Origin of the sequence: Legionella sp. 16cNR16C, assembly GCF_021297775.1 — a bacterium.
GTDB lineage: Bacteria > Pseudomonadota > Gammaproteobacteria > Legionellales > Legionellaceae > Legionella_C > Legionella_C quinlivanii_A.
Genome location: NZ_JAJTMX010000002.1, coordinates 265,226 through 289,631 on the forward strand (window position 1 = coordinate 265,226; position 24,406 = coordinate 289,631).

Sequence of the window (24,406 nt, forward strand, 5' to 3'; positions counted from 1 at the left end):
AAATATTAGCACAATATGGTAATAAATTGACATCTTCCTTGTTGTAACTCCCCACGTCATCCCGAGCACAGCAGGGGATCGCTCGGGATGACGTGGGAGTTTTACTCCACCACAATATCCGGGAAGCGATCCGCATAATTCAAAGGCTTTTGCGCTAATTGAATCGCGAATTCCAAAGCGGTTTTATGAAAAATATCTGCTAATGCCGCATCTTTTGCAAGAGCGGCAGGCTGGCCCTCATCGCAATGATTACGGATAGCAGTTTCTAATGGCCATTGCCCCAGGAGAGGAACATTATATTTTTCGCTTAAATTTTTAGCCCCGCCTGTACCAAAAATTGCATCCTGGTGACCGCAGGCACTGCAGTTGTGCCAGGCCATATTTTCGATAATACCCAGCACATCGATGTGCGTCTTTTCAAACATCATAATGGCTTTTTGAGCGTCGAGAGTCGCAACTGGCTGCGGTGTGGTGACGATAACGGCTCCAGTCAGAGGAATTTTTTGTACCAGACTTAATTGAATATCGCCGGTTCCCGGGGGCAAATCAATAAACAAATAATCCAGTTCCTGCCAGAGGGTTATATCAAGCATTTGAAGCAGGGCTTTTGCCAGCATCGGGCCTCTCCAGACCAAGGCCTGATCGCTATCCTCCGTCAGATAGGCAATTGACATCGCCTGAATCCCATGCACTTCAACGGGTAAATAATGATCATTTTCAACTTTTACCGGAGAAGAGCTTCCCAGCATAAGGGGAATACTTGGACCATAAATGTCGGCATCCAGAATCCCAACCCGTGCACCTGCTCGGGCAAGGGCTGTCGCTAAATTGATGGTCACAGTTGATTTGCCGACACCTCCTTTGCCGGAGGCAACTGCAATAATGTTTTTAACACCGCGTAAGCCCTTACCGCTCATTTGTGTGCGATGAGTCTGAATTTTGCTTTGTAAATCAATTTCAACTGCCATTCCCGGGCTTGCAGCGCGGGCCTTTTTATTTAATAAATCGAGCAAAGCTTCTTTTATCCCGAGGACAGGAAAGCCGGCCGTAAACCGAATCTTTAGTATCTCATCAGTTTCGATGCTATATTTCAGTCCTAACTCTTCAATGGTTTTATTAAGAAAAGGAACCTGCATTGAGGCAATCTGGTAAAGAAGTTGATCGACTTGATTCATAATGTGGTCACAGGCTGACAGGAAACAGGGTAGCTTACACTATTTGAGATGCGTCCACCACATGTGAAGTTTCGGCATAGGCCCAATGAATCCAAAGACCAGTGGCCAGATAATATACACCGCAATGCACAGGCCGCTGATCTCTTTGTGAGATATAGCGGGCATAACTCTCAACCTGCAGACGATGTTCCTCTCTGGCCTGGCTATTTTCATCGCCTGTTTTAAAATCAATGATCCAGAGAATACCATTCTCAACAAACATCCTGTCGATGATCCGTGTGACGATCTGATTATTTTCCTCTACCAGGATAGGGTACTCAGAGAACTCCTCTTCATGCTGCTGACAAATCCATTGCCCGACCGGATTAGAGCAAAAATTGCAAAGATAGTCTTTTATAGTCGCCATACCATTAATTTGCTCTTGCAAAGAACAACCCTGACTTTTTAAATAGTCAGAGGCTAGATGCCAGGGAATTTCTGATACAGAAAGCGGATGATGCTCGCCAATCCATTGCAATAAAAGATGGATGGCACTACCCAGATGACGTGCGATATTATCGTCTATCCATTGAATAGGAAGGGAAAAGGGATTAGCGGACTCATAGGCATTCACTCTGGAATAAAATTCAATCGGCAAACGGTAAAGAACAGGAAAAGCCTGCTCAGATTCCCGGACAGCTTCATTCTCAGCGATAAACTCTTCCCGGATTAAGCTTCTAAAGCTCCCCTCACGGGCTTTTTCCTGATGGTCAAAAAGATAGAGGCGTTTTTTAGCCCGGGTAATAGCAACATATAATAAACGCTGTTGTTCGTAGCTTTCTTTTTCAGAATGTATTTCGCCGATGTAATCGTATAACTGACAGTTCTGCTCATGTGCTGCTCTTACTGGCGACATGAGAAAAAGCGCGTTTTGTGCCTGACGGGGCATTTTTAACCATCGGAAAAGCGGCTTGTCTGATTGTGCTGATTTGCTGCCCAGGCCGGGAAGGATCACTGTGTCAAATTCCAGGCCCTTTGATTTATGGATAGTCATAATCTGTAAACGGGAAGAGGCTGCTTCCCGGGCATAGAGCTCGTTAAACTGGCGCTCAAACTGCGGCAAATTATTTAATAAGCCATTGTCATCGTATTTTTCCAGAAGACTTAGGAATTGCTCAATATCCTGCTCTTGCGCAGCTTCTAAAATAGAGTTGAAGTGAAAGCGTTCCGCAGTGATTTTTACCCAACTGGCCAGTGATTGCCGATTCCGCTCTTTAAAAGCCTGCCTGAAAAGGGAGCTGGCAAATTGCACGCGAATCTGGCTGTCCGGGCTTAGTGATTGAACAAGATATTCTGTGCTCATCAACTCAAGCAACGTCGCTTTTTTATCTGCATCGGCGAGGTGGTATAAGTCAGTTAAGGATAAGCCCACTGAAGGACTTCTGAGAAATGCCATCCAGGAGCTACGGTCAGCCGGCATTAACAGCGCCTTTGTTAAAGACCAGATGTCCTGCAGATGGGGCAGGTTAGCTAATCGCTCAATATCGACTCCCTGAAACGCAATGCCTTCACTGCGTAAAACGGCTGTAATGGCCTGCAATTGCGATCTTGAGCGCACAAGAATGGCCACACTATCGTCAGGATATTGAGCTTGCTGGGTTTTAATAAGGCTTGCAACTGCCTGCGCTTCTGATTCCTTGCTGCAGAATTGTCGGGCAACGATGTGACTATTCTCCCGAGTTTGTATTACATTAACTGAGGGAGAAAAAGATATGGCTCCCGATTCGATATCATCTCGCGCAGGAAAAATGCTTTTAAACTCCTGATTAATCCATTCAATCACTGGCGCTGTTGAACGAAAATTACTGCATAATTCCAGAGAGTGCAGAAGAACAGGGCCAATGCCTTCCTCTTTCGCTTTTAAAAACAATCCCACTTCCGCCTGTCGGAAGCGATAAATGGATTGCATCGGATCCCCGACAACAAACAAGGTTTTATTTTCAGAGGGCAACCACCCCTGAACCAGTTTTTCCAGCAACTGATATTGCTGAATCGAGGTATCCTGAAATTCATCGATAAGCAGGTGATGGATACTGTAATCAAGATAAAGACTTAAGTCGGTGGGATTGTCTTCCTCGCCTAAAGCATGCAGTGCCTGTTGGGAAACGGCTGCAAAATCCACCTGATTTTTCTCGGTAAATACCATCTGTAAATGGGCTGCCAGCATAGGCAGCAGGGCCAGTAAGGATTGCAGAACATGCCATTGATATCCATCGTAGACCGGTTCAGGCAATTGTTTAATTTTAATTAGCCTGTTGGTAAAGTCAGGGAATAATTCAAGTGCTGCCAGCAATTCTTTACTGTCGTTTTTTAAAGCCTGGTATTCCGCTTTCGGACAACTATTAGCCTTCAGACCGACATGATGATCAAAGCCGTTGCGCAGTTTGTCCGCTTTCGTTAGTAGCAGTGAAGCCAGACCAAGACCCAATTCCTTAGTTAGTTCCTCAAACTTATTCCAGGATTTCAGCGTATAGCGTAAAGAGCCTGGGTCATTTTCGATTGAAGCCACATGCTGGCATAACTTGCGCAGGGTTTCACGCAGGGATACCGGAACACTTTCCTGAAAGCGCTTGATTTCATGGTTCTCTATCCAGCGTAAAGCCTGTTCAAATGAACTCTTTGTTTGGGCACGCACGGAGTAGATAAGCCCTAACCATTGTTCCCTGGTTGCCAGTAAACTGGAAAACAGGTCCAGTAATTTATCCTGGCGATTATCAAGGTGTTCAAGCAGAGCCTGAATTGGAGGCTGTAGTTCCTGGGTCTCAAGGCAGTTATGCAGGCATTGACGAGCTGCGAGTCGATACAGCTCAGCCTGATTTTCCGTGATTGCAGCAAAATTGCTTTCCTGTTCCAGCAAAGGGATTGACTGCGCCAGATATTGGCATAAGGAGTCAATGGTCATTACTTTTAAACGGCCGGGCTGCTGCAATAGTTGCCAGCCCATTCGCTTGCTATGCTCCAGTGCAGACTGCGCATAACTAAAGGTAAGTTGCTGGTGAGCGTTGACAGGAGTCTGATTTTGTTCTGCCTTTTCCAAGGCCAGCAAAATCCGCTCCTTCATTTCACTCGCAGCCTTACGGGTAAAGGTTAACGCGATGATTTGTTCTGGCGCACTGACCTGGCTCAGCAGCCGCAAAAAACGCTGAGTAAGTAATTCCGTTTTTCCTGAACCGGCAGGTGCCTGCACAATGAAGGAGCGCCGAGGATCAGTGGCCTCTCTGCGCTCGAATGCGTCCTTAAGCATATTAGTCAACAACGATTTCCTGCGCAGGGGGGCGTAAATTGTAGTTGGAGCCCATGCAATGACCATAAGCACCGGTATTGGCAATCAGCATAATGTCATTTTCACTGGTGTCTGGCATCAGACGGTTGTAACCCAGAGTGTCTCCGGATTCACATATTGGCCCTACAATATGGGCAAATCCAACTTTTTCCTCGTGCAGCCGGCTAAGATTAACTATCTCATGATAAGCGCCGTAGAGCGAGGGGCGAACCAGAGAGTTCATGCCCGTTTCTATACCAATAAAGCGCACTCTGCCTTTATCCTTGCATTGCGTTACTCTGGCAAGGATCACACCACTGTTGGCTACAAAATATCGGCCTGGCTCCAACCAGAAAGACAATTGCGGAAACTGGGATTTAATCGCCATCAGCGAGCTGTCGAATGCAGCCAGGTCCAGGGCGCGTTGACCCGGTTTCTCTGCAATTCCCAAGCCGCCTCCCAGATTAATGATGCTGATTTCCGGAAACAGTTTGGTAAAATTGGCCAGCATTCTGGCAGTGTCCTGCCATAATTCAGGAGTCAGAATGCCGCTGCCTGAGTGAGAGTGTAAGCCGACAACCTGAATTTTCAACTCGGAAATCAACTCTGCTGCAAGGCTTAAGTCATTTTGCGGAATTCCGAATTTCGACTCGTTGCCTGCTGTGCTTACAAACTTGTGATGGCCTGCGCCAGTGCCGGGATCTACTCTTAAAAAGAGTTTTCGGTTTTTAAAAATTTCTGGCCATGTCTGTAAAGGATAGAGATTATCAATAGTCAGATGACACTCCAGATCCAGTGCAAATTCATATTCGACCCGTGGTGCAAAATTGGGAGTGAATAATATCCTTTCGCGAGAAATAGCAGGAAAGAGAGCTAGAACATGTTTTAGTTCATTGATGGAAACGCACTCAAATCCGATGCCCTTCTCATGTAAAGTCTTGAGAATTTCAGGGTGGGGATTGGCTTTAACCGAATAAAATAATTCATCAATGGATTCGAGATTGATTAGCTCATCGGCCTTTTGCTGCTGAGTTTCGCGATCATACGCATAGCAGGGCGAATATTGCTGGGCCAGATCCAGGAGTTGTTCACGCTTGTTTTCCCACCAGGGGGCTTTTTGGATTTCGGGCTTGCCGAATTCCTCATGCCAGCTTTTTGAATAATAGAAACTTTGCGGATTATTTTCGATCAATAATTGATGAAGTTTCTGGCAAAGTTTTTCTGCATGCGATTCATCCACAACAAAGGTCATATTAAGATCGTTTGATGCGAGCGACATCAGATAGATTTGCTTGGCTTCAAATACTTCAAGTGTCGGGCCCAATTGCGGCAATACGGTGCGAATGTGATGGCCCACCAGACTCACAGCGCTGCAGGGTTCAATTACTTTGGCACGGCCGAAACGGTTGAGGTCAGTTATCAGTGCGTTTAATACTTCACGATCTCTTAGCTTGACGCTGCTGTCTAATGACAGGGTCACGTTAAATTCAGAGGATGAAAGCAGATCAACTGAAAAACCGTGGTGCTTAAAGGCGGTGAAAACATCCGCGAGAAAGCCAACCTGCTGCCACATATTTAAGGTGTCAATTGAGATAAGGATAATACTGTGTTTTACCTGAATGGATTTAATAGGTGGCGCCAGTTCATCACTATCCTTGGAAATCATGGTTCCAGAATGCTCAGGCATGCGTGTGAATTTGACGACCATCGGAATACCGGCATTGCGCACAGGCGGCAAACAATTGGGATGCAATACCTTGGCACCCATCGATGCAATTTCCTGGGCTTCGTCGTAGTTGAGCTGTTTTAAAAGTCTGGCATGCGGCATTTGATGCGGATTGGCAGTATAAATTCCTGGTACATCCGTCCAGATTTCACAGAGACTCGCCTGTAACTTGGCAGCCAGCAGAGCCGCTGAGGTGTCAGAGCCGCCACGTCCAAGCAATACAGTGTCACCTTGCGGATTTGCTGCAAAAAAGCCCTGGGTAATAATTGCCTGATAGCCGGAGCTTAGCAGTTCGCTGGCAAGTTCGGGTTGCGGGTCACTGTGACAACGTGCGGACAGATAATTAACGGAGTCGCCTCCTGGAATCGGGGTGGAGACCAATGCTTTTCGAACATCATACCAGAGACAATGAATACCCCTGGCTTCGAGAAAGGCGTGGCCAAGCCGGGTCATCATAATTTCACCGAGAGACAGGACCTGCGCGCGTGTTTTTGCGGGGGCTTCTCGCAAAAGAGCAATCCCTGTCAGCCATTTTTCAAGCTGTTCCAGTTCTTTCTGAATCAGCGAAGGGGATAAGCCCAGTTCTTCTATCAACTGGTAATGGCTCTGCTCGATATCATCATAAATACTATTGTGCTGATCAACTAGAGCGGCTTCAATCGCTTGCTCAAGCTTATTGGAAATCTGGGTCATTGCCGAGCAGACTATGACAGGCTGCAAGCCATTTTTTATGTGCTTCTGAGTGATAAAGCCAATATTTTCCCAGGTTTGTAAAGAGGAGACGCTGGTGCCTCCAAATTTGGTTACTATTTGCTGCATAATATACTCGCACAAAAAAAGACCACATTACCACGGAGTTGTGAGAGAAGACAAGTGGGAAGCAGTTGCTTTGGAAATAAAAAGCCAATGTGATTTTATATATTCCACTTTGATTTTTTATTTACTTATCAATGGTTTTTTTATGATTATTTTAATTGATTTAATTGAAAACTATTGTAATTCATTTATTATCTTTGCTTTGGCTGAACGATTGATAATATTGTTTGACAATGTTGTTTAAATTTTTGGGACGCATTAATAGTTAAGGAGCGTGGAGTGAAGAGCATGCAAAAACCCATAAGAACGATGGTCAGTGCTGCTGTTGTGTCAATGATGGCTGTAAGTGCTGCTAATGCAGGGGCGTTTTCTCTGTATACTGAAAGTGCGGGATATGTAATTGGTAACTATGCTGCAGGAGCTGCTGCTGAAGCTGCAGATGCCTCAACAGGCTGGTATAACCCTGCCGGACTGGCTCTGTTACATAATCAACAAATTGTAACGGGCGGTGTGGGCGTTTTCCCAAGCAGTAAATTATCTGGTACGTCTACTTTCAGATCGTTTTCAGGCCTTCCATTCCCCTCCAATCTCAATATTCAGACGTTCAATGATTTACAGGGTGCGAAAAGTGCATTCGTACCTTCTTTCCATTACGCGCTGCCATTGACTGATCGCGCTACCTTTGGTTTGAGCATTGTATCTCCTTTTGGTCTCTCTACCGAATGGGCCCGAAATGAGCCAATGCGTTATCAGGGAACATTCAGTGAATTGATTACCACCACTATTTCTCCTGAAATTGGCGGTATGATTACTGATAACCTCTCTCTGGGTGCCGGTATCGACCTGCAATACGCACGAGTTAAATTTAACAGCGTTCTGGGGGTTCCTACAGTAGCATTCGCGATCACTCGAAATTCGTACGGACTGGACTCTCCTTCCTATAATAAAGGAAATTCGACCGGTGTTGGATTCCATGCTGGTGCGATGTATATGTTTAATGACAATCATTCGCGACTTGGTTTGAACTATCAGTCCAAAATGAATCATACATTTCATGGCTACAGCCGTTTAAGCGGACCACTGGCTACTCCAGGACTTAATTTGACAAACCCTCGCAGTGTTATCTTCGCTTGCAACACGTGCACGTTTACAAGCCATAACCTGTCAAGTAACAACCTGGACTTCCCTGAAATTGTAACCCTGAGTGGATACCATGATGTCAATGACAAGCTGGCATTATTAGGCTCGGTTGTTTATACCGGTTGGCATTCAATCAGAACGATTGAACTAAGAAACGTTGCTGCGTTTTCTCAGGGCATCGGTCAGGTAAAAGCGAATTCAATATCCAACGAATACTATGACAATGCATGGCGTGCTGCTATCGGCGCGAACTACAAGTTCACTGACCAATGGATGCTGCGTGTGGGCGGTGGATATGATCAAACTCCAACCACTGATGAAAATCGTACTGTTCGTCTGCCTGATGCTGATCGCTGGGCACTTTCAGTGGGCGGTCACTACCAATGGCGTTCTGACATTGGATTTGATGCAGGCTGGACTCACTTGTTTGCTGCTGGCGATCCAACGCTTAACAAGAATCAGACCACTTCAAGCTTTACTACCAATGTGAATGCCACTGCGAAAGTAAGAGCGGATCTGGTTGGGGTGCAAGCAACCTGGACAATGGACCAAGTAGCTCCTGTACCTACAAAATAATTGAGTTAAGCTCTAAAAAAAGCCACCTCACAGGTGGCTTTTTTGTTGCAGGAATATCCATAAGCAGGGGAGGTAGGGGGCAGAAAAAAGCCTCTGTCATTTCCGCGCAGGCCTTGTCTTCCAATTAGCATTAAGTATTCCTTTACTCCAGATTAAGCCCCCTCGCCCGTTGCGAAGCAATTTCAGCCCTGGCTTTCCAGGAATTGCTTCACTGCGTTTGCAAAGACGATAGGTTCTCTTATCTCATCATTTTAGCCAAATCTTTGGCAAAATAAGAAATAATCATATCGGCGCCAGCTCTTTTAATTGCAATCAGGCTTTCCAGCATGGCCTGTTCTTCATTGATCAATCCCTGGCTTGCTGCGCATTTAAGCATGGAATATTCTCCGCTTACCTGATAGGCACACAGGGGAACCGCGGGAATGGCCTGTTTTAACTTATAGATAATATCCAGATAATTCATTGCCGGTTTAACCATCAGCATGTCTGCACCTTCCGCCAAATCAAGCTCAGCTTCTCGCAGCGACTCTTTGCTGTTGGCTGGATCCATTTGATAGGATTTACGATCGCCGAATTGCGGAGCACCTTGAGCGGCTTCCCGAAATGGGCCATAAAAGCTGGAGCAATATTTTACCGCATAGCTCAATATCGCTTTATCCTGAAACCCGGCGGCGTCGAGTGCGCTTCTAATTGCCATCACCATACCATCCATCATCCCGCTCGGTGCTATCCAGTCAGCTCCCGCCTGCGCATGACTAACGGCCTGTTGCGCCAAAAGCGCAAGCGTTCGGTCATTATCGACAATGCTATCTCTCAGCACACCGCAATGGCCATGATCAGTGTATTCGCAGAAACACAGGTCAGTAATAATGAGCATTTCGGGATTAGTCTGGCGGATAATCTGTATAGCTTTTTGAATAATTCCCTCCGGCTGCCATGATGAACTGCCTCGCTCATCCTTATGGGCAGGCAAGCCAAATAGTAATACTGCCGGAATACCCAGAGATGAGATCTCTTCAATTTCTTTGGCCAGCGCATTAAGCGGCAGTTGGTATTGGCCGGGCATGCTGGGAATTTCACGCGCTGCATTTAGTGTTTCACTGATAAATAAGGGATAAATAAACTGTTCAATGTTTAGTCGAGTTTCCCTTAAAAGTGCTCGGCTTGCCGGGGTTTGTCGCATACGTCTCAATCGCAACGGCAGATTATAAGCCATAGTCATTTACTCCTTTTGATGAGTGTATAAAAGATCGATACCGCTTCCTGTAGTGCTTGCATCAACCTGTATACTAAAAAATTTGTTCAGCAGATATTTCAGGGTCAGCACATTGCTGTCTGCCTGGGAAAGACCAACGTTATAACTAAGATACAGCCGCTTGGAAATCGCTTTACCTACCACGAGCGAGGTTGTGTCATTGACCTGATTGGTTTGTTTATTATAAGTACTGTTATTGGCTAAATTAAAATCGACACCCAGTTTCTGTTTTAACTGATTCACCAGTTGCAGGCCATTGCTTCCTGAATCCAGATTCATAGAGGTGATTGCAGTCAAAAGCAATTGCCCGCCCGATTTATTAGCCTGATTGGCAGGGCGGCCAAGCAATAGCATCGACAAAATGTCCGCTTGCGAAAGTGTTGCAGGATTTGAAAATAATTTGACCTGCGGCGAGAGCAGCCGCCCGCTCACTTCAATGCCCACCGTAAGCTTATTGCCAAAATCGAGGGTTTGTATATTGCTGGGATTAAAATCAAATAATTGATCAGAACCTGCAAACGTTGCGGTAGTGTTGGAAAATTTTCTAACCGCTCTGATATTTAAGCCCGGGTTATCTATTAAGCCACCGGTAAATAGAAGTTCGCCCTGTTCAATAGTTAAATCCTGTCCATAAGCCTGATATTTACCATTAGTAATAGTTAATTCTCCACCGGCATTCAAAGGTCCATCCGGCAATTGCCTGAGATTGATTGAACCCCGTAAAAATCCATTTAAGCCTTTGACGGCTAACTCGACTTCGTCCCCCATTTCGACATTGACATTCGCATCAATATGCAGGGGATTATCAGCCGGTTTTTTGTCTTTAAAAACCACATCGCTGCTTAAGGTGACGGTGTTATTAAACGACTGCGGCTTCAGTGAGGCTTTGGGAATGACGAGCCGCCCATTTAAGGCCAGTGAGGAGGGGGTAAATACAAATTTTAAATGGGGGGATAAATAAATGACATATTCCGCTGTGTTCATCACCAGCAGATTCTCGCCATCTAAAGACAACTGACCTTTAACCTCGGGGAAGAAATCGCCGTTACCTGCGATCTTAAGCGGCTTTTCACCGGCATAGAGGTTGCCGGTTACCAGCCAGTGGTTATCCTGGCTCTTTAGTTTGATATCAACAGGGCTTAGCGTTAAACCATTTCGTTTAGCAACCAGGCTTCCATTTTTAAGATCAATGATCCCACTTAAGTCCGGTTTGCCAATGCTTCCTTTGATATCCAGATTAGCCAAAAGCTGGCCGCTGGTTCTGGAAATTTCAGGGCTCATATTGGCAAGGAAATCCAGAGAGTTAATCACCAGACGAACGGAACCTTTGATCGCTTGCTGGTTGATATCCGTTTGGAGGAAATTAAATTTTGGCAAATCGATAGCAAGGCGAATCGATTTGTCCGAATCAATATTAAAGTTTCCGCTTGTTCTTAGCCCGCTTTTCGCCAGATTAGCTTCAAATTTCCCGCCTTTAAAGACAAGCAACTCCTTCTCGGGGATTTGGTAACTGCCCTGGGCAATCTCGACTAGCAGTTTGCCTTTATGTTCTGTTTCAAAGTTTCCCTTGGCAGTGATCCGGGTTTTTAAGCCAGCCAGTGAGGGATGTAATAGCACCGGTTCACTTAACGACGCATTCAGTTGCCAGGGTTTATTGGGAAGATGTTTTATGAGAATCTGATTATTTCCCAGATTAATTTGTGCTGATTGGGTTTGTTCCTGTGATTTAATGACTGCTTTTAACGCCTGCTGATAGTAGAGAGCATTGATTTGGCCGTTTAATAATAAATTCTCTAAATTTTCGCCAGAAAATTTCAGATTAGTCTGTAATTCTTTCAGAGGGGAATCAGGTAAAAAATGCTCGGAAAAACTGGCATTCAGTGATCCCTGTAATCCTGGTTTTCCATTCAGAGAATATAGGGTTTGCAAATGTAATTTGCCCTCTCGAGAGTTAAAGTCCGTTGTACTGCTAATTTTGTCCTGATTTGCAATAGCATTAAGCGTCAATTGCCCCTTAAGAGGCTGCGTAAATTGCGCCTGCATTTGCAGGAGCAGATTGGAAAGCTTGCCTGTTATATGTAACTGGCCTTTAGAAATTTCCAGTTCAGGTTTTTCAAGAGGCCATTTTAAATCAGCCCATTGAAACTGGGCATTGACCTCTGAAAAATGCTCTATGGTTCCATGTCCCCTCAATGAACCTGGCTGATTAAGCTTTCCTCTCCAGCTATACAGAGATTGATCACCTGCAAACAGAAGCTCACCCTTTGCACCTTCTGGTGAAATAGAATTCAGACTCAAACTAGCCGCTGCCTGATAGGGAGGTTTGGTTTGCATCCAGGCTTGCAATCCAAGCTGCTGCTGTTGAAAACCTAAATGCAGCTCATCGAGTAGCCACAAGTCTTTTTTAAGCTGCACACGCAGTTTCAATCCATCAACTTGATGGATTTCATTGTTTAGTGAAACCATTAAGCGTTGAACTGTGAGTTTATTGATGAGCAGCTCCACAGGAAGCGAGGGTAAGCTAAAGCCCGCGTGTTCAGACGGCGGATTTTGACAGTTCACTGGCTGGCTGCAAGATACTTGCTTATAATCCAGCCCTTCAACTTGCAAAGAGCGAACATTAATACGCCGATGCAGCACATCCTTAAGCCGCCAGTGTAATTGAAATCCCGTCAGATTAATCTCCTGGCTCTTATCGGTATAATGAAGCTTGTCAATATGAATACGACCTGCGGCTTCGCCTTTTAAACCTTCAAACTCTAAGGTTCCAGGAGCAAAATGGCTTGCCGTTTTTACAAGAAGATATAATCCAGGAGTTGTGGTAAGCAGGAAAAGCAGAAGGCTGCTCAATATCACCAGGATCCAGAGAGTGCTATAAAACAGTTTTCTAAAAATTAGTCTGAACATCATAAATCCGGCCCCATATTGATTACCAGACGAGGCTTTTTATTCTTGCGATTAAAATGTCCGTCAATAGCCTGAGCAACTCCAATCTTAATCGGGCCAACAGGGGAAACCCACATCAAACCAATCCCCACATCGTTTTGCCAGTCTTTAGAGCTGGGTTTATACACATCGCCCGTATCAAAAAATCCGGTCAAATACCAATGTTCAAACGTTTCTTTCTGAATTTCCAGGCCGCCGTAAGACATAATTTTACCGGGACCGATGGAATTATAGGTATAGGCTTTTAAATTATCCGCCCCCCCGAGCAGCATGGAGAGAGACAAGGGTAATTCGTTGATATCATCAATCAAAGTGACTCCCTGAATAGTATGGAAGTAAAAGCGCGTACGCATTTTTTCAATGGTTACAGCGGCTTTGGCATCCAGAGAGGTCTGTGCAAAACTAATTTCTGACAAAGCCAGTTGACTGGCTCCCAGAACATTAACTGTCACATTATAACCTGTTGGCGAAAACAGCTGATCTTTTTTATTCATCCAGCTCAGGCTTGCCTTAGGGTAGAGAATCAATTTTTCAAACTTGGGGGTGTCATCATAGCTGTAGCGCTCATAAAGACCATTAAGAGACAAAACTCTCTGGAAATGGCTAAGTGTATGCCTTTGGGCTAAAGATACCTGAGCGGAATTACTATAGCCTGCACTGTAATTGAGATTGGCGACACTGCCGAAAATGTCGTATTCATCAATGAGTGGTTTCTGACCGGGAATAATGTACTGCGCCTGCAGGCGGTTCTCATTGACTGAACCCATTGCAATCGCATTGAATTTGTGGCCGGATGAATTGACCGGAGTGACATGATAGCCCAGGCGTCCGCGGACACCCGTATCGGTACCAAAGCCAAGCCCCACTGAATAATTGACTCGCGGAGCTGGCTGAAGATGAACATTGACAGGAATCACTTGTCCATTTTCATTTAAAACGGGTTTGACGATCACATTGCTAAAGTAGCCGCTTCCGGACAGTGCGTTATTTAAAGCGAGTATTTGCTCTGTGGAATAAGATTGCCCTTGGCTGAAAGGAATATATCGACGCAATACTTCTGGAGAAATATAGCTTGGACTGAATTGGACCTGGCCAAAATAGTATTGCGGCCCGGTATTAAAAATCAATTGAATATCCGCAGTATTCTGTTCATTGTCTACCAGCACCTCTGCTTTATCAAAGGAGGCATGCAGATAACCCTGATTCTCGGCGGCGTTCATCAGAGCTTGTTTGGCTTTTTCATAGTTTTCACTAATAAATGGTTTGCCCGTTTCAAGCCCCAGTTTTTTCAGACTGCGATTAATCAGGTAATTATTATTTCCTTCACCGATGACACTAATGGAAACCCTGGAAATTAACAAGCGCGGCCCAGGGTTTACTTTGATTTGCAAATTATTTTTTCTACGCGTAATCGAAATCTGAGGACTGAAATAGCCGTAAGGAGAAACCGCCTGAGCAATTTGAGTAGTTAATTCCTCATCAGTTTGAAATTCAAGTGACTTATTTTCCGAAATTTCCTGCAGTCGTGATTGAATATTGGCCAATACTTTACCTTTAACACCTGAAATCACAAAGTGCTCGGCATTTTCTGCTGCCATCAAAAGCGGCAGCGACAGGAAAAGTAATAGAAGCCTTTTATTCATAATGGAACTGTATCATGGATTAACCCTTTCTTCTGAGGAGAGGGCATAATCATCTTTTAATTGATAAATCAGCTCCAAAGCCTGTTTCGCGGTCAGATTATCCGGTTCAATTCGCGATAGCCTGTTTAAAATGGAATGCACATATTCAGGCATTGGCGCTGGTTTACTGATTTCTGTGAACACTGATGGAGGTGTTGCCTGCTGAATTTCATGCAAATGCATTTTAGCGAGTGCCAGCACTTCAACAGGTAGTCCCGCCAACTGAGCAACCTCCAATCCATAACTTCGATCAGTACAACCATCCTCAATGTGATAGAGGAACACAATTTTTCCTTCGATTAGTTTTACCTGCAAATGCTTATTAATAATACAGGGATATTGATCAGGCAGGCTGGTTAATTCAAAGTAGTGGGTCGAGAAAAGGGTAAAAGCCTTAATAGTATGGGCCAAATGAACACACACGGCATAAGCAAGCGCCATTCCGTCATAAGTACTGGTGCCGCGGCCAATTTCATCAATCAGCACCAGGCTGTTCGCTGTTGCCTGTCTCAGAATATGAGCAGTCTCCGTCATCTCGACCATGAAAGTTGAGCGTCCTGAAGCCAAGTCATCACTGGCGCCAATTCGAGTAAAAATTTTATCAATCAGGCTTAAATGAACTCGAGCTGCCGGTACATAGCTCCCTATATGGGCGAGTAGCACAATTAAGGCGGTTTGCCGCATATAAGTGGATTTACCTCCCATGTTCGGACCGGTAATCAGCAGCATATTCTTTTGCGGCTCAAGGGTCAGATCATTGGCGATAAATTGCTCCTGGCGGATGAGTTCAATCACTGGATGGCGTCCCGCAACAATGTGAATGCCTTGTTGATCGATAAACCCAGGGCAAGTCCAGTTATAGAGGCTGGCTCGATCCGCGAGATTGACCAGAACATCCAACTGACTAATCGCGTCAGCGAACTGACTTAAGGGTTTAATATGATCGAGCAGGAGTGCCAGAAGATTCTCATAAAGCCATTTTTCCCGGGCTAAGGCTTTAACCTGTGCGCTGAGTACTTTTTCTTCAAAGATTTTCAACTCCGGGGTTATATAGCGCTCCACTCCTTTCAGAGTTTGCTTTCTTTGATAGTAATCAGGAGCTTTATCCGATTGATTTCTGGACAATTCAATATAATAGCCCTGGACGCGATTATAGCCGAATTTCAGAGTGGATAAGCCGGTTCGTTGTTTTTCAGCCAGCTCAAACTCGTTTAACTTTCCATTTGCGTTCTCACTCAGAGCCCTTAATTCATCAAGCTCATCATCAAATCCAGGGGCAATTACCCCGCCGTCTCGAATCAGCATGGGGGGATTATCAATAATGGCCTGCATTAACAGGTTTAACAGCTCAGCTTGCGGCGTCAATCCCTGGGCAATCCGCTGAAGCAGGGTAGAGGTATTATTTTGTAAATTGCGGCCAAATTCAGGTAGATGGCTCAGGCTTTGTCTCAGGTGGACTAAATCGCGAGGTCTGGCCGAGCCTAGGGCTATTCGAGATACGATACGCTCTACATCGCAAATTTGCTTAAGTAGTGACTGAAGCGAGGTAATCTGCTGTTTTTCGCTTAATTCACGGATACAGTCCTGTCTTTGGGTAATTGTAGAGAGATTTCTTAAGGGCCGCCCCAGCCATCTTTTGAGAAGACGGCTTCCCATTGGATTAACTGTGTGATCCAAAACGGCCAATAAACTGTTCTCCCGGCCTCCCTGATAATTTTCAAAAAGCTCCAGATGTTTTTGGGTCGCAGCATCCACATGTAAATAATCTTCATTATTTTCCAGAGTGATTTGTTTTAAATGAGGCAGTGCCTGACGTTGAGTTGTTTTGAGATAACTCAAGAGGCAACCGGCTGCAACCAAAGCCAATTGGTAATTTTTTTCGCCAAAAGCATGAAGACTGGCGACTTCAAACTGTTCAGCAAAGAGCTCTTTAGCTTTATTTAAATCAAAGTCCCAGTGCGGTCGTGGTTTAACACAGTAATTTCCCGGGAATGAAAGCGAAGTAGATTCCTGTAGCAAATGTTCTGCGGCTTGCAGGCGGCTAACCGCAGCATACAGCTGCTCGTCATCCTCTGCTTCCAGCAAGTGAAAGCGCCCGCCGCTTAAGTCAACCCAGGCAAGTCCATAGCGTTTTGCCTTTTCATAGATAGCCAGAAGCAGATTGTCGGATTTGGCATCCAGCAGTGCTTCATCGGTTAGAGTGCCTGGCGTAATGATCCGCGTTACCTGACGTTCAACTGGACCTTTGCTTGTTGCCGGATCGCCAGTCTGTTCGCAAATGGCAACCGATTCGCCTTTCTTCACCAGACGTGCCAGATAATTTTCTACAGCATGATAGGGCACGCCGGCCATTGGAATTGGCTTATCCGCCGATTGCCCGCGATGGGTCAGAGTAAGATCGAGCAACTGGGCCGCTCGTCTGGCATCGTCAAAAAATAATTCGTAAAAATCACCCATGCGGTAGAACAACAGCATGTCAGGATAATCAGCTTTAATGCGTAAATACTGCTGCATCATTGGAGTGTGTGTTACAGACATGAGCAAAATTCAACATAAATAAAACTCCCGATTTTAGCAAACTGGGAGGGCCAAGTCAGTATTTAAGTGCATAAACAAAAGTTAAGCCGCCATCTTTCACAAAGCTTTAGTACGCAGGTTAGAAATATGCATCACCTCTGCTGCGAGCAGCATTGGAAATATTGCAAAAATTAGTCAAATTATCCAAAAATTAAATAAACTGATATACTATTAAGAATGCTATTCACGGAGGAAAAAATAGCATGAAAACCATTAAGGACTATGATCAATTTAAAAATATTCTTCCTTATTCCAGTGAAATGTTTGGCGTATATCAGCCGTTGCTGGGATGGAAATCCAAACGACAGTTAAAACGAATTGAACAGGATATTCAAAAGCAAAATTCTTTTCTTGTTCAGCAGTTAATTAAGCATTTTTCTAATCAGACAATGATTAGAGATTACAGCTTGAGAAGTTGTGAGCTCAGTGACATAATTATTGATTTAGGCGATTTTTCAACGTCCGGTCAACTCGGTGTGCAATCATCTGGAATTCTGCAGGAAATTAAAAAAATACTTCAAAAAAAACCGGCGAAAACCGAAGATGAGTGGCGGGATTTTATTAATAATTATGATTTGAAAAAAATCCTGCATGACACAGTTTATCCTGCCTATAAAGAAGTATTCAGACAGCAATGTCAGCAATATAGCGAAAGCAGATCGCTTCGCGGTGAGAATACTGAATCAATGTTCGAACGGGTTAACTTGCTCAAACAGGATTTATACAATAATTTACTCAATACCATGCAAAATGAATCGGCAATTGCCCGTGTAATTACTGAGCTGGCAAGCAATCGGGTCATTAAGCCGCTTAACCAGATCTTTTACACAGACATTCATTATAACAGTAAGACTGCTTTCTGGAACTTGGTTAAAAATTTTACGGATGATTATAAGGACCCTTATTTGACATTCGATCCAAAAAAAGATGTCGATAATGTTAGCCTTTCGCCACTGGGGATTGTTCACTTATTCAGACAATATTTTTTTGAATTTGATACCTTTCTCGGAAGTCCAACAGGTCACGTCTGGCTTGCACCAGGATCAACTGTTGAACTGATTGAAATCAGTACGCGAAAAACCATCACCGAAAAATACTATGAAACTGGTTATGAATCCATTACCAAGACAGAAAAATCAACAACTGAACAAGATGAAATCAGCACCGCTGTAAAAGAAGATAATAAGAGCGACTTGAAATTAGGATTCACCACCACAGTTAATCAATCCTGGGGCACAGGAAATGCATCGGCTACTGCCAGTTTAAATATGGACAGAACACAGCAGACTGCACGAGAAAATACTCATAAAAAAATGCGTGAACAAACGCAGAAACTTTCGTCAGAGATCCGCGAAAACTTTAAGTCAACGTTCAAAACTATTACTGAAGAATCCAGCACATCCAGTAAGCGCTATGTATTAGCCAATAACACTCCGGATTTAATTAATTATGAATTGCGCCGTAAAATGCGACAAGTGGGTGTGCAGGTGCAGGATATTGGCAGTTTTCTGTGCTGGGAAACCTTCGTGGATGAGCCAGGAGAAGCCTTGGGATTAGCTAATCTGGTTCATATTGCCAAGCCTGCCGATTTAATTCCAAAACCAGTGATTTCAGAAACCATGCCGCCACCGGATAGCTCGGTTAATTTTACGGTACCGGCGGTCTGGGATTTTGGCGACAACCGGAAGTGGAATGTGCCGGGATTGGGGTTTGTTCCCTTAACCACTTTTCAGGTGCCTCCACCTCCAGATGGCTTTGAGTTGTTAAAAGCAAACTACCCAGATGGTTATATTAGCATCAAATATATTTCCCATAGCGGTGAGGATTCGGAAAATCAAATTTATGCTTTTCATGGGAAATTTACGCCTGATTTTTCACAAATCGAAATTGGTGTGATTACCGCTCCGGGTGGATTAGAGTGGGATGAGCGCATTGATTTCGTTGTAGGCGGTACCTTGCATTATACAGTCGCTGCTGCAAAGCTTGCTGAAATTAAGGCAGGAAACGATGCAAAGAAGGCAGCAGTTACCCAAATCGAACAACAAAATGCTGAGGCGACCCGCCAGGCGTTTTTGAATGCCGCCAAAGAACGTATTGAGATGGCCAGCAATATCCAAAAGCGAAAATATGAGGAATTAAGAGAAGAGGAACGCATTATTGTGTACCGCCGACTAATTCGTTCGCTCATGACGAATATGCATTATAAAGTGGATACTGAGCCGCGCACCTTGCATGTGTTGTCGGAGTTGATTAACTCCATTTTTGATGTCAATAAAATGCTGTATTTTGTAGCACCGGAATGGTGGAAACCACGGAAGAAATCCAGCCAGTTTTTAGGCGTAGGGGATTTTCAGAGCATTAATGCCGATGCGGTGAACTGGTCAGATAATGTACCTCGGGAGGATAATTATTTAATAACCGATAAAAGCCAGCCGGCACCTATGGGCAGTTCATTGGGCTGGCTTTTGCAGCTCGATGGCGACAATATGCGCAACGCTTTTCTGAATGCCCCCTGGGTTAAGGCTGTTATCCCAATTCGGCCTGGAAAGGAGAGGGCAGCAATTAATTGGTTAAAAAATGTAAATGTTGAGGGATCGGAGGGGCTGGATGCCGCCTATATGGCTCCACAGTCGGAACTGGATGAGATAAAAACGAAACTTTTAGCCCTCGATCCTGCAGATGAGGTCGCTGGTCACGCCCAGGTAACTATCAATGACGCCATTCGTTTTCTATGTACTCAGGTTTCGCAAAAGCATGCTGAATCCAATAAGACTGATCATTATCCTAAAGGCGCTGAAATTCATGATGATGACAAGGTATCCGCTACTCCAATTGACAAGGTGTATGAGTATGGGTTTTATCCCCTGCAGGGTAGTTTTCGCTATGATCCAGCTGATCCTGATCCCAATAATCCGGACAAAAATTTCCAGGTTTTCGATCAATGGGTGGAAATTTTACCCACGGATCAGGTCGTTCCAGTAAAGGTAACCTATAATCCTTTAACGGGAAGACAGGAGCCGCCGGTTTAAGGATAAAGCAATGAATGGAGTTACCAGGCCGGCAACCCGGCAAATGGATAATTATGGCTCTGATGTACAGGACGCATTCAAAAAAGCTGAAGATCAGTTTTTTGCTTCTGGAAAGCCTTACCGGAAGGATGAGGTGATTAATCTGATTTCCAATACCGGGTACTTTAAAGTGGATATTTATGAATATACGCCTGTGGATATTCATTATGTGGTGTTCTTTTTTAACAAGAAAAATTATGAGGCAACCGGAAAAGCAGAAGTGTTTGAGTGTCATGGAACGATTGCCCGCAGTTATATTGAGTGGCACCGAAATCTTCCCAATATCAGTAATTTTCCCATTGATAATGACCGGCGCATGAAAACCGATGCCGACTCTGTTATCTCAATTCAAAGTGAGTCCGCTCTGGTTTGGGACAGTCGTACCAATGGTGTAACTCAGAGAAAATACGCATCCCATATTCCTGGAAACGAAAATCGGTTGGTCGCTTTTACAGAAGAATATGCAATTTCCAATAATGACATTCTTTTCAAAAACTGGAAGGCAGCGAGTTTGCAATCCATTTCTTCCCGAAGTGTGGGCAGGCCCTCGCAGATTCTTCTTCATGAAACAGCCGGCATGGAAATGGACAGTACTGCGGTCTTCAATGTGCCCGCTCATTTTTGCGTGGCCAATGTCAAGGACAATAAAGGAACGATTTATCAGATGGCGGATATTGCCGCCAATGTACCGCATGGGGAAATCACCAATAGCCGAGCCATTGGAATTGAGTTTGTGAATGCGCCGTTTGATATCTGGAAGCAAGTGAAAGACCCCGTTACCGGACAGGCAAGAGACGAGTTGCCAAGAACGCGTTCCAATTTTGGTCTGAAGGACAGTGTAAAAGGCATCTACGTTGAGAGTAATAAAATCCCTATTCGTGATCCGGTGATTAGTAAGAATGTGCAATTCATTCCGCTTGAGTTTTCAGATTCAACGGCCAGTGAATTTTTCGAGTTAAAAATTCCTGAGACCAGTTTAATTAATAAAAGCGCTTTGCAAACGCATCAGATTAATGGACGAAACATTCTTACTGTTAATGATGGTATGGCGTCAGTTAAATATTGCAAGCCTGTTAAATTTGAAAATCTGCGGCATTTAATTATTTTACTGAGTGATAACAGCCTGATTAAAGACGCTTTGCCTGAAGATTTGGGGATATGGAAATCTATTCATGCCGCGAATGGCAAGCTGTTTTATTTTTATCAGCGCATGTTTTCCGAGGCCACTACAACTTCTGTTGTCGCCGGAAAAACAATAAAAAAAATTACCATGAATTTTCCAATCAACCTGACAAATCCGGCGATTTTTTCCCACGGGCATATTGGACATCATGCGGATGGATTTTTGCAGGGAATTTATCTTTATTTAAGAATGTTTGAAAGCTTGAATGCTCAACGAAGCTTACAGGCCATGATTTATTTTCTAACCTCGGAAAAGACGGATGCAGAAAAAAATCCTCTTGAGTTGACGGAAGTAATGACAGTGACTCGTACATCCGAGCTGGTGAGTGGAAGCGAGCGGAATATTGAAGTTAAATTTACTCCTGCAGCAAGTCCGACAACCATTCGCATCACCCATTTTCTTGAAATTGATCTCCAGGGGGTGGATAGAAAATATCCAGTTAATAATTCCAATTAATCAATAGATTGATGATTTCAGGTTTTTGGTCTAAAGTTAACAGGGAATTGAGTTAACTCCTTCACTTAAGATAAATTTTTGTTAAACTAGAGGTGGGATTGACTTTGAATTTAAACCAGGGAGAATAAAATGAGAAGAATGGTTCTGTTAGTTTTAGCAGCTTGTACTGCGTTAGTGTTATCTGCTTGCGGTGACAACGCTGAGAAAAAGGTAGAGTCTACTACTACTGTTGAGCAACAAGGCACTGATCAAAACAATGATGGTAAAGCAGATCAAGGTTCTGCAACAACTACAACGACTACTGAAACAACTAAAACTAACGACAATTAATAATTTCAAAGCCCCTGAAAAGGGGCTTTTTTTATTTGTGACCTATGGAAGCACTACTCTATCAATTAAAAGAATTATTTTTAGCAAAAGGCCATTGTATTGCCACTGCAGAATCCTGCACTGGAGGCCTGGTCGCCAGCGAGCTCACGGAAATTCCAGGCAGTTCGCAGTGGTTTGAGCGCGGTTTTGTTTGCTACAGTAATCTTTCCAAGCAAGAGATGCTGGGTGTTGATGCCCTGCTTATTGAGCAATATGGGGCTGTTAGTCAACAGGTTGCCGAAGCCATGGCGCTGGGCGCTTTGCAACATAGCAAGGCAAGCATTTCGCTTTCAATTACCGGTATTGCCGGACCCGAGGGAGGAAGTATTGAAAAACCTGTTGGTACAGTCTGGTTTGGATATGCATCCCGAACCCGGAATATTGTGCGTACCGAACATTGTCATTTCAGTAACTGTTCCCGACATCAGATAAGAACGCGCGCCTGCAGAAAAGCCCTGGCAGGAATACTGACATTGCTTTCTACTCAATAAAGTGTCTTTATCAGCCCGATAATTACGCTCAAGCTCATAAAAATTTTGCTGCCTATCCATATCTATGTGATAATTTGCGCTTTGCATACTTTGGATAATACGATGGATAACAACAAGCAAAAAGCACTAAGTGCTGCTCTGGCACAAATAGAAAGACAATTTGGGAAAGGTTCAGTCATGCGCATGGGAGATAACCCTGCCGAGCGTGATATCGAGGCGATCTCAACCGGCTCTCTGGGATTGGACATCGCCTTAGGCATTGGCGGTTTGCCCAAGGGGCGAATTGTAGAAATCTACGGACCTGAATCCTCTGGTAAAACCACATTAACTCTGCAGGTTATCGCTGAATGCCAGAAAGCGGGGGGAACTGCAGCATTTGTGGACGCGGAACATGCGCTGGATCCTGGTTATGCGGCTAAGCTCGGCGTCAATGTAGATGACCTGCTGGTTTCGCAACCGGATACTGGTGAGCAGGCACTTGAAATTACGGATATGCTGGTTCGTTCTGCTGCAGTTGATGTTATTGTGGTGGATTCTGTCGCTGCTTTGACTCCCAAAGCGGAAATTGAAGGGGAAATGGGTGATACTCATGTAGGTTTGCAGGCTCGACTCATGTCGCAGGCATTACGTAAATTAACGGCCAATATCAAGCGATCCAATACACTGGTGATCTTCATTAATCAGATCCGTATGAAAATTGGGGTGATGTTTGGTAATCCTGAAACGACCACAGGCGGTAATGCACTCAAGTTTTATGCTTCAGTTCGTTTGGATATTCGCCGTACCGGCTCCATTAAAAAAGGCGAAGAAGTAATGGGTAGCGAAACCCGTGTTAAAGTGGTTAAAAACAAGGTCGCGCCGCCATTTAGAACCACTGATTTTGATATTCTTTATAATGAAGGAATTTCTCGCGAGAGCGAAGTCATTAATCTGGGAACACAGCTCGGACTGATTGAAAAAGCAGGAGCCTGGTATAGCTACAAGCAGGAAAAAATTGGACAGGGTAAAGATAATGTCCGCGTTTATCTCAAAGAGCATCCTGAAGTGGCAGCGGAGCTGGAGCGGTTAATTCGCGCCGAGCTGCTTGAGAAAAAAATGCCAGCGGCGGTGAAGGAAGAAGATATTGAGATGATGGATGAGTAAAGCCTTTGACAGTGCTCTTCGCTTGCTGGCCAGGCGAGAGCACGGGGCAAATGAATTGGCTCAAAAATTGGCTCACAAGGGATTTGAAAGGCTTGATATTGAAAATGCTGTGGACAAATGCCAGCAGCTTAATTATCAAAGTGATGAACGGTTCATTGCTTCATTCTGTCGTCAGCGCATCGGGCAAGGGTATGGTCCGCAGCGAATTATACAGGAACTGCAGCTTAAAGGTCTGGCGAAAGATCTTATACTGGAAATAATCAATGAGCAGAATCTGTCCTGGGAAACTCTCGCCAGGGAAGTGATACAAAAGAAATTCAGGCAAATAGAGGAGCAGGATTTTGTTGCTCGGCAGAAACAACAGCGTTTTTTGCAAAATCGTGGTTTTTCTTTTGAGATAATTAATAAACTATTTAAACAATAGATCGGAGACTACGAGATTGGGTTACTTCGTTTCGCTGTGAGACTCAATCTATTCTGATAATCTTAACAAGAAGTTGTG

At 44.4% G+C, this 24,406-nt stretch carries 14 protein-coding genes; 7 read left to right on the plus strand and 7 right to left on the minus strand.

Translation table 11 applies throughout. The features are described 5' to 3' along the window. Positions 1–101 precede the first annotated feature (101 nt). From apbC to LXA66_RS05110, 3 genes are read right to left on the minus strand one after another with little or no spacing between them, the layout of a single operon-like run. Complete coding sequence (gene apbC, locus LXA66_RS05100; protein WP_233012286.1) at positions 102–1,175, minus strand: iron-sulfur cluster carrier protein ApbC; 1,074 nt, start codon at positions 1,173–1,175, stop codon at positions 102–104. Positions 1,176–1,209: 34 nt separating this feature from the next. Next, positions 1,210–4,470 carry an exodeoxyribonuclease V subunit beta gene (locus tag LXA66_RS05105; protein ID WP_233012287.1) on the minus strand — a complete coding sequence of 1,087 codons (3,261 nt, stop codon included), beginning with the start codon at positions 4,468–4,470 and terminating at the stop codon, positions 1,210–1,212. Beyond that, the gene (locus tag LXA66_RS05110; protein WP_233012288.1) at positions 4,460–7,021 is read right to left on the minus strand and encodes a bifunctional aspartate kinase/diaminopimelate decarboxylase; all 2,562 of its coding nucleotides are present in this window, start codon (positions 7,019–7,021) and stop codon (positions 4,460–4,462) included. The genes LXA66_RS05105 and LXA66_RS05110 overlap by 11 nt, the downstream gene beginning before the upstream one ends. A gap of 276 nt (positions 7,022–7,297) precedes the next feature. On the opposite strand from LXA66_RS05110, the gene LXA66_RS05115 reads away from it, so the two are divergent. After that, positions 7,298–8,734, plus strand: coding sequence for an outer membrane protein transport protein (locus LXA66_RS05115; protein ID WP_233012289.1), 1,437 nt, complete (start codon positions 7,298–7,300; stop codon positions 8,732–8,734). Positions 8,735–8,972: 238 nt separating this feature from the next. Here LXA66_RS05115 and hemB read toward each other — a convergent pair whose 3' ends face one another. Genes hemB through mutS form a run of 4 tightly spaced genes read right to left on the minus strand, consistent with a single transcriptional unit; the run spans position 8,973 to position 17,155 of the window. After that, positions 8,973–9,950, minus strand: coding sequence for a porphobilinogen synthase (gene hemB, locus LXA66_RS05120; protein ID WP_370637181.1), 978 nt, complete (start codon positions 9,948–9,950; stop codon positions 8,973–8,975). Positions 9,951–9,956: 6 nt separating this feature from the next. Then, positions 9,957–12,899 (minus strand): translocation/assembly module TamB domain-containing protein, encoded by a 2,943-nt coding sequence (locus LXA66_RS05125; protein ID WP_233012291.1) that lies wholly within the window; start codon positions 12,897–12,899, stop codon positions 9,957–9,959. Continuing rightward, entirely contained in the window at positions 12,896–14,578 is a 1,683-nt protein-coding gene (locus LXA66_RS05130) for an autotransporter assembly complex family protein (RefSeq protein WP_233012292.1), read from the minus strand. The genes LXA66_RS05125 and LXA66_RS05130 overlap by 4 nt, the downstream gene beginning before the upstream one ends. Before the next feature lie 12 nt (positions 14,579–14,590). Next, positions 14,591–17,155 (minus strand): DNA mismatch repair protein MutS, encoded by a 2,565-nt coding sequence (mutS, locus tag LXA66_RS05135; RefSeq protein ID WP_233012293.1) that lies wholly within the window; start codon positions 17,153–17,155, stop codon positions 14,591–14,593. 242 nt (positions 17,156–17,397) lie between these two features. Here mutS and LXA66_RS05140 point away from each other — a divergent pair, with 242 nt between their 5' ends. From LXA66_RS05140 to recX, 6 genes are all read left to right on the plus strand, one after another. Continuing rightward, complete coding sequence (locus tag LXA66_RS05140; protein WP_233012294.1) at positions 17,398–20,223, plus strand: peptidoglycan-binding protein; 2,826 nt, start codon at positions 17,398–17,400, stop codon at positions 20,221–20,223. A gap of 10 nt (positions 20,224–20,233) precedes the next feature. Then, the gene (locus LXA66_RS05145; protein ID WP_233012295.1) at positions 20,234–21,901 is read left to right on the plus strand and encodes an N-acetylmuramoyl-L-alanine amidase; all 1,668 of its coding nucleotides are present in this window, start codon (positions 20,234–20,236) and stop codon (positions 21,899–21,901) included. A gap of 129 nt (positions 21,902–22,030) precedes the next feature. After that, complete coding sequence (locus tag LXA66_RS05150; protein WP_112219836.1) at positions 22,031–22,231, plus strand: hypothetical protein; 201 nt, start codon at positions 22,031–22,033, stop codon at positions 22,229–22,231. Positions 22,232–22,275: 44 nt separating this feature from the next. Then, positions 22,276–22,761, plus strand: a complete 486-nt coding sequence (locus tag LXA66_RS05155; protein WP_233012296.1) for a CinA family protein — start codon at positions 22,276–22,278, stop codon at positions 22,759–22,761. Between the two features lie 102 nt (positions 22,762–22,863). Then, positions 22,864–23,904: a recombinase RecA gene (recA, locus tag LXA66_RS05160; RefSeq protein ID WP_233012297.1), complete on the plus strand. Its 1,041-nt coding sequence runs from the start codon at positions 22,864–22,866 to the stop codon at positions 23,902–23,904. Beyond that, positions 23,897–24,328 (plus strand): recombination regulator RecX, encoded by a 432-nt coding sequence (gene recX, locus LXA66_RS05165; RefSeq protein WP_112219839.1) that lies wholly within the window; start codon positions 23,897–23,899, stop codon positions 24,326–24,328. Before recA ends, recX begins: the two co-directional genes overlap by 8 nt. Positions 24,329–24,406 lie beyond the last annotated feature (78 nt).

Excerpts from the sequence above, each read along its gene's own strand:
- apbC (WP_233012286.1), bottom strand. The coding sequence starts at position 1,175 with ATGAATCAAGTCGATCAACTTCTTTACCAGATTGCCTCAATGCAGGTT.
- LXA66_RS05110 (WP_233012288.1), bottom strand. The coding sequence starts at position 7,021 with ATGCAGCAAATAGTAACCAAATTTGGAGGCACCAGCGTCTCCTCTTTA.
- hemB (WP_370637181.1), bottom strand. The coding sequence starts at position 9,950 with ATGGCTTATAATCTGCCGTTGCGATTGAGACGTATGCGACAAACCCCG.
- LXA66_RS05125 (WP_233012291.1), bottom strand. The coding sequence starts at position 12,899 with ATGATGTTCAGACTAATTTTTAGAAAACTGTTTTATAGCACTCTCTGG.
- LXA66_RS05130 (WP_233012292.1), bottom strand. The coding sequence starts at position 14,578 with ATGAATAAAAGGCTTCTATTACTTTTCCTGTCGCTGCCGCTTTTGATG.
- mutS (WP_233012293.1), bottom strand. The coding sequence starts at position 17,155 with ATGTCTGTAACACACACTCCAATGATGCAGCAGTATTTACGCATTAAA.
- LXA66_RS05140 (WP_233012294.1), top strand. The coding sequence starts at position 17,398 with ATGAAAACCATTAAGGACTATGATCAATTTAAAAATATTCTTCCTTAT.
- LXA66_RS05145 (WP_233012295.1), top strand. The coding sequence starts at position 20,234 with ATGAATGGAGTTACCAGGCCGGCAACCCGGCAAATGGATAATTATGGC.
- LXA66_RS05150 (WP_112219836.1), top strand. The coding sequence starts at position 22,031 with ATGAGAAGAATGGTTCTGTTAGTTTTAGCAGCTTGTACTGCGTTAGTG.
- LXA66_RS05155 (WP_233012296.1), top strand. The coding sequence starts at position 22,276 with ATGGAAGCACTACTCTATCAATTAAAAGAATTATTTTTAGCAAAAGGC.
- recA (WP_233012297.1), top strand. The coding sequence starts at position 22,864 with ATGGATAACAACAAGCAAAAAGCACTAAGTGCTGCTCTGGCACAAATA.
- recX (WP_112219839.1), top strand. The coding sequence starts at position 23,897 with ATGAGTAAAGCCTTTGACAGTGCTCTTCGCTTGCTGGCCAGGCGAGAG.